General features: G+C 49.2%; 3 protein-coding genes. All 3 read left to right on the top strand.

All coding sequences use genetic code 11. From position 1 onward, the window contains the following. Positions 1-2,015 (top strand): ATP-binding protein (locus tag V6C93_RS02220; protein WP_333475009.1); only part of this gene is annotated, 2,015 nt, incomplete at its 5' end. 188 nt (positions 2,016-2,203) lie between these two features. After that, positions 2,204-3,124 carry a tyrosine-type recombinase/integrase gene (locus V6C93_RS02215; RefSeq protein ID WP_333475008.1) on the top strand — a complete coding sequence of 307 codons (921 nt, stop codon included), beginning with the start codon at positions 2,204-2,206 and terminating at the stop codon, positions 3,122-3,124. Positions 3,125-3,181: 57 nt separating this feature from the next. Next, positions 3,182-4,007: pentapeptide repeat-containing protein (locus V6C93_RS02210; protein WP_333475007.1), on the top strand; the 826-nt coding region annotated here is incomplete at its 3' end.

Below are 4,007 nucleotides of genomic sequence, written 5' to 3'. Positions count from 1 at the left end.
CCGCTTCTGCCGAAGAAAGCTTTCAAATTGTCCGCCGCCGCCTCTTCCAAGGCATTACAGACCCCACCTTATTTGTCGCTCGTGATGCCGTCGTCCGGGCGTTTAGCGAGATGTACCGCACGCAGTCCCAAGAGTTTCCTCTGGAGTGCCGGGAAGCTGATTACGAACGCCGTCTCAGAGACGCTTATCCCATCCACCCCGAACTCTTTGACCGCCTCTACAGCGATTGGTCTACCCTCGACAAGTTCCAACGCACTCGCGGCGTACTGCGCCTGATGGCGAAGGTGATTCACTTCCTCTGGGAACAAGGCGACAAGAGCCTCCTCATCCTACCTGCCAACGTCGCACTGGCTGACTCTCAAGTGCAGTCAGAACTCACCCGTTACCTAGAAGACTCCTGGGTGCCAGTGATTGAAAAGGACGTTGATGGACCCAATTCCCTTCCCGTTTCCCTCGACAATCAAACGCCTAACCTGGGTCGTTACTCTGCTTGTCGCCGCGTTACCCGCACCATTTACCTCGGTTCCGCCCCCATCCAACGCGCTGCTAACCGAGGATTAGAAGACCGTCGTGTTAAACTCGGCTGCGTCCAACCCGGTGAAAGCGTCGCCATCTTTGGGGATGCCTTGCGCCGTCTGACCGACCAGGCTACCTATCTCTATGTAGACAATAATCGCTACTGGGTTTCAACTCAACCCAATGTTACCCGCACAGCCCAAGACCGCGCTACCCAGATTCAACAAGACGAGGAGCGAGTTTGGGAAGAGATTATTCGCCGCTTGAGAAACGATAAGCAGCGGGGAGACTTCGCTGGAGTCCACATTGCTCCGAGTTCCACTGCCGATGTCCCCGATGATGAATCAATGGGTGTGCGGTTAGTCGTGCTGAGTCCGCAGCATCCTCACATTGGCAAAGCCAAGGATAGCCTCGCCGCTATTCGAGTTAAGGATATTCTCGAACACAAAGGCGCGTCGCCCCGCTACTGTAAAAACCTGCTTCTCTTCCTCGCACCTGACAAACCCAAACTCGATGGTCTAGTACAATCCGTCTGCCAATACCTGGCTTGGGACTCGATTGTAAAAGAAAAGGAAGTCCTGAACCTGGATGTCTTCCAAAGCAACCAGGCGACAACCAAGTGCAACCAGACCAATGAAACCGTAGAGCTTCTCCTTAAAGAAGCATACCAGTGGCTTCTCGTACCGACCCAACCCGACCCGCAAGGTGCGATCGTCTGGGAAGAAACTCGCCTCCAGGGACAGGAATCGCCAATCCTGCGAGCCAGCCGTAAACTGGTTTATGAAGGGCGTTTTATGATTACTTGTGCCGCCAGCATTCTCCGCCTGGAAGCCCTAGACGAGTATCTCTGGCGCGATGCCAACCATATTAACCTGAAGACGCTGTGGGAGTACCTTGCGAAGTACCCATACTTGCCACGACTCAAAAATGAGCAGGTACTTCTTGATGCCGTTCAAGAGGGAGTAGCAGCAGTTCTGTGGACTGAAAACTTTGCCTACGCCGATGGCTGGGATGAAACCAAACAGCGCTATCTGGGTCTAAAAGCTGGCGAACACATCACAGCCACCTTGAGCGGTCAAAGCTTGCTGGTCAAACCGGATGTCGCCCAGCGGCAAAGAGAAGCAGATGCTGAGTTAGAACGCCAACGACAAAAAGAATTAGTTGGAACTGGCGGTTCGACTGGTGCTAAAACCCCAACAGGAAATTATGACACGAGTACGACAACGGGTTCTAGTAGCACGACTGTCACTCCTCCTCAAAAGAAACTGCGACGCTTTTATGGTTCAGTCGATTTAGATGAACTTCGCATCACGCGGGACACCGGATTGGTGGCGGATGAGGTACTGCAACACCTAACAAGCTTACTCGGAGCAAAAGTAAAGGTGACGCTGGAAATCAGCGTGGAAGTCCCGGACGGAGTACCAGAACACGTCGTCCGCACGGTTACTGAGAACTGCCGCACGCTGAAGTTTAAGAACCAGGCGTTTGAAGAAGATTGATGGAGTTGAGAGCAACCCAGAGCTGTCAGTAGTTCTACCATGAGATTCCTGTATGCGGATCAGTAGAATCACGGTCTTTGTGTGGGTAGGTTGAGTCGTCAACAATTGAAACAGAGCGATCGCTGCTTGCCCAACCTCAAGACACAGCACATAATCTGTTCTATGTGTCGTGTCAAGGGGTTTTTCAATTGGGTAAGGTTTTAAAGTTCAATGATTATCTCTCCAAAAACTCCGCACATAATAATGTGGACTGGCGACAGGGATTTATCGAGTCCTTAGAGGAAAAAGAGTGTAGTGATAACACAATTAATAGTTACTTAAGCGATATAAATGCTTTTGTCAAATGGTTTGAAAGAGAACAAGGTGAGTTTTTACCAAAGCTGGTTACAGCAATTGATATTAGAGACTACAAGCGCCACCTAGTAGAAAAAGACTACAAACCTAAAAGTGTAAACAGGAAACTATCCACTATCAGGGGATTTTTGACTTGGGCGCATGAGGTAAAGCTGACCGACAGCATCCCCAAAATTCCCAAAGCCCTAAAGCAACAGCGAGAGAGAATACGCTGGCTTTCTCGCACCGAGCAACACGCTCTGCTGCGACGGGTGGAACGGTATGGCAGTGCCAGGGATTTGGGGGCGGTAAAACTCCTATTGAACACGGGGCTGAGAGTGAGCGAACTGGAAGCGCTTCGTTGGTCTGATATTACGATGTCCGAGCGCAAAGGGAATTTAATTGTGCGATCGGGCAAGGGTTGCAAGCGTCGAGAAATTCCCCTGAATCCAGATGCTCGGTCTGCTCTACAGCTATTGGGATGGGATGAACACCAGGAGACTGACAAGCCGATTATGATTGGGCAGCGGGGGAAGATGACCAGGCGCGGTCTGGAGAATCTTGTTGAAAAGTATCGGGCGAAGGGGCTAGAAGATTTGACCTGCCACAGTCTCCGGCACACCTTTTGTAAGAACCTTGTAGACGCTGGTGTAAGCCTGGAAAAAATTGCAGCGTTAGCGGGGCATGAGAGCCTTGATACGACCCGTCGCTATTGTGAGCCTTCCCATCACGACTTAGAGAAGGCAGTGAATCTGATTGGGGAGGAGGAAGATTGAGAATGTGCTACATCTGTAGAGAATATCTAAACTATAGCTAATAGCCTGAAGGTTTTTGTGTCCAGTCCAAATAAAAGCCAGTCTAGCAGTATGGCAAATCAGAGACATATCACTGTACTCAAAAAAGGAGCGTCTGAATGGAATAAGTGGAGAAAAAAAAATAACGAAATAAGACCTGAATTGGCAGGCGCAAATTTGAGAAAGGTTAAGCTTAACAACGCGGATCTTACAGAGGCAGATCTCAGAAATGCTGATTTACTAGGAGCAAAGCTCAAAGATGCAAATCTTACTAATGCAGACCTCACAGGAGCAGATCTTAGAGATGCAGATCTTAGTCAAGCCAACCTAAGTAACGCAAACCTCACTCAAGCAAATCTTTTTCAAGCAAATTTTGGCGGCGCAAATCTTGCCGGGGCAAACCTCACAGATGCAGACCTCAAATGCACGAATTTTAGCGAAGCCAACCTTAGCTGTGCAGATCTTAGAGGAGCAGATCTCAGAGGAGAGGTAAACTTTAGTAGCGCAATTCTTAGTAATTCAGACCTCAGTAATGCGAATCTCTTTGACGCGATTTTTGTTAAAGCCAACCTCGTTCAAGCAAATCTCTGTGGGGCAGATCTAAGGCAAGCGCTTCTTATAGGAGCAAATCTATCTCAGGCAAACCTAAGTCAAGCGAACCTTGTTAGCGCGAATTGCCGGGAAGCAAATCTCAATCAAGCAAATCTAACTGAGGCAAAACTTATTGAAGTAAGTTTTATTGATGCGAACCTTAGTGAAGCTAACTTCAGTCAGTCCGACCTCAGTAGAGCGAGCTTCTACGACGCTATCTTCAAGAAAGCTAACTTTAGTGAGGCGAACTTATATGAAGCGAGCCTCAGTGGAG

The organism is Allocoleopsis sp., from assembly GCF_036703385.1.
In the GTDB taxonomy this organism is placed as follows: Bacteria; Cyanobacteriota; Cyanobacteriia; order Cyanobacteriales; family Coleofasciculaceae; genus Allocoleopsis.
Note: the sequence above shows the minus strand (reverse complement) of the source record. Positions and strands in the feature narration are given on the sequence as shown.